We start from the raw sequence: 2615 nt of genomic DNA, 5'->3' as shown, positions 1-2615 counted from the left end.
CCAATAAACACGTATTTAATTTGAGTTTTCTATACGATTTCCGCGAACTTATATAAAATTCGCTAAAAAAGAAGTAACATTTTTCTTAAGGCAGTCAATATCCTAATTACAGTCCCATTTGCGAACCCTCCGATTTTTCATGTACACCTAGAGTTCGCGGCTGTAATTAGATTGAAAGGAAACCCTCTGGATCAAACGTTTGTTTTGCTCCAACATGTTCGACCTTCCCATGCCACTTTGAGCCCAAATGGTAAAACCGTATGCTATCTGTCTCCGGATTAATAGCAATTTTAAGTGAATGCTGAAGTTGAGCGAACTGATGGGGATCCAATAAACACTCGAATACTGAGTTTTGCACGCGTTGTCCATAGTTTTCGCACAATTTTGCTACATTTCTCAGTCTGCTTTGTCCAGATTGGGATTTGGTACTAACATCATAAGTAATAAGTACCATCATTACACGTATCACCTACTACTTCCAGAAGAATGGAGGATAGTCATCTAAATCCCCACGCATATACCGTGAGAGCAGCATTGATTGAGTATACGGCAGTAATCCCACGGGTACCTTTTCATCCAAATACGGATGGCGAATCTCATCTCGCTTTCGCTGCTGCCATTCCATTAACACAGTCTTGCGTGCATCATCTTTTAAAATAAAGGCACCCGATTCTTTCTGAATAAAGTCGTCAGGTAAAATTTGCTGGCGATTGATTAATGTTAAAGCTGTACGATCAGCCAAATAAACTCGGAATTCCTCCATCAAATCAAGTGCTAGGCTATTTCTACCCGAACGATCACTATGCAAGAATCCGATCTGAGCATCTAAACCTACAGATTCGAGTGCGTGCGTTGTGTCATTTGCCAATAATGTGTATAGAAAAGATAACAATGCATTTACACGATCAGTTGGTGGCCTTTTTACTCTACCAGCAAACGGAAAACACTCTTTTTTTACTAACACTTGCTCGGGAATGCAGGAAAAATAATATCGTGCTGCAAGACCTTCCACTCCACGTAGGTAATCAAGAGATTTGCTTTTCCGCACCTCTTCTAACTGTCGATTTAACTCTGTGATTGTTGCTGTAAGATGCTCAACATTCACACGATCTGGATAATCACGTAGCGTACGTTGAATTGATGTCTTTGCATTGAAGATCTTAGCATACAGAAAACGCTGAGCTAGCAACAGTGACTTTTCCTCATTGTCGCTCCAACGATATTGAGTGCGCCGTAAATGTACATTACCTTTGGTCGCACCTGTTACACGTGCTTTAAACTGTCCAGTCGGTGTTAGGAATACAAGAGAAACATTATGTTCGATACACAGATGCATAGCGTCTGGACTTACCCCTTTATAGCCGAACACGATGACAGACTCCAAGTTTAATATTGGAACCTGCAATTCTTTGACGCCATTCGCACTTATGACGAGTGTCTCACCTTTCGCCCTCAAATATGCATCCGGCAAAGTCACATAGAGTGTATTCAGCAACCGCCTTATTCTTCATCACTTCCTATGTGTTTCATAATGTATTTAACAGCCGATTTTGCACCTACAGTGCTTAATTTAGGTTGGCATAGTTCCAAAAGTGAGCACTGCTTACAATGGGATTTATAGATAGCCTTAGGTGTTATCGCAGCATCATAATAGTGATGCATCATTTTATAGAGTGTTTCAACTCGCTGTCTGTAATCTGTAGTTAGTTCAATACGCTCTCGTTTGCGAGTCTCGGCGTAATAGAGAAATCCAATTGGAATCTCGACACTCAGCATTTCCTCTAGGCACATCGCCTCGGCACATAGTTGAACAATGTCCCTATCATCATACTTTGGCTTTCCTTTTTTGTACTCAATTGGGCAGACCGTCCAAGAACCTTCACGTCCATCCAACACAATTGTTTGAGACGTTCTTTTTTCCGCACGGCGAAATTCCACCATATCAGCTATCCCGCGTGCCCGCAGTTTCTCAGAAACTATAGGTATGGAACGCACAATTCGCAGATCACCACGCGTTTCGTCGAATCTTTCATCATGGACTCGCTCGTGTACATGTTGTCCCTGCGTAGTTAGCACATTTTCCTGCCATTGTTGTTCGATGTGGATTAATGCCCACTGTCGCTGGCAAAAGGCGAAATGTTGAATACCTGAGATCGTTAGATAGTCTTCTTCTTTCTCCATAGCCCGAACATCCTATAACTTTTCAATCAGGGTCACTCCTTCTGGTACACTTCCTACCGTCACATCATAATCGTCGAAAGATCGAGCTATGTCGACGTTTGACTTACGTTTAACACTAACTAAGTTAAACAATTTATGTGCCGGTGCATTTCCCAAAGATGACGAGTGCTCAAAAACTATCAATTTCTGCGTCGCCATTTTTCCACGCGATGCAGATCGATCGTGATCAAACATATTTAACAATGCGGTCCATAAGATTTCTAAGTCTTCCTCACTAAAATTGGTCTTTTGTGCAAGCGGTGCAGATATGAAACCATCCATTCGGTAGAGTCCATAAGGGAACATTCCCGGTTGTATCACCATGTATCCATAAGTCCAGAAAAACCTTGTTTTATCAGGGTTTTCTGGACTTTTTATGTTCAGAGGTTTTGCTC

At 41.7% G+C, this 2615-nt stretch carries 4 protein-coding genes; all 4 read right to left on the bottom strand.

The features are described 5' to 3' along the window. Window positions 1-166 precede the first annotated feature (166 nt). A complete protein-coding gene (gene cas2 / locus BUA75_RS15275; protein ID WP_072875484.1) occupies window positions 167-457 on the bottom strand; it encodes a CRISPR-associated endonuclease Cas2 in 291 nt (96 codons plus the stop codon). Between the two features lie 15 nt (window positions 458-472). Next, window positions 473-1504: a type I-C CRISPR-associated endonuclease Cas1c gene (gene cas1c / locus BUA75_RS15270; RefSeq protein WP_072875481.1), complete on the bottom strand. Its 1032-nt coding sequence runs from the start codon at window positions 1502-1504 to the stop codon at window positions 473-475. Further along, window positions 1501-2181, bottom strand: a complete 681-nt coding sequence (gene cas4, locus BUA75_RS15265; RefSeq protein WP_072875479.1) for a CRISPR-associated protein Cas4 — start codon at window positions 2179-2181, stop codon at window positions 1501-1503. Before cas4 ends, cas1c begins: the two co-directional genes overlap by 4 nt. Window positions 2182-2193: 12 nt before the next feature. Further along, on the bottom strand, window positions 2194-2615 hold a 422-nt coding region (locus tag BUA75_RS15260; protein WP_165612057.1), incomplete at its 5' end, for a type I CRISPR-associated protein Cas7.

It is taken from the genome of Alicyclobacillus tolerans (genome assembly GCF_900142255.1).
In the GTDB taxonomy this organism is placed as follows: Bacteria; Bacillota; Bacilli; order Alicyclobacillales; family Alicyclobacillaceae; genus Alicyclobacillus_I; species Alicyclobacillus_I tolerans.
The sequence above is the reverse complement of the archived record's forward strand: the minus strand, read 5'-3'. Positions and strand labels throughout refer to the sequence as shown.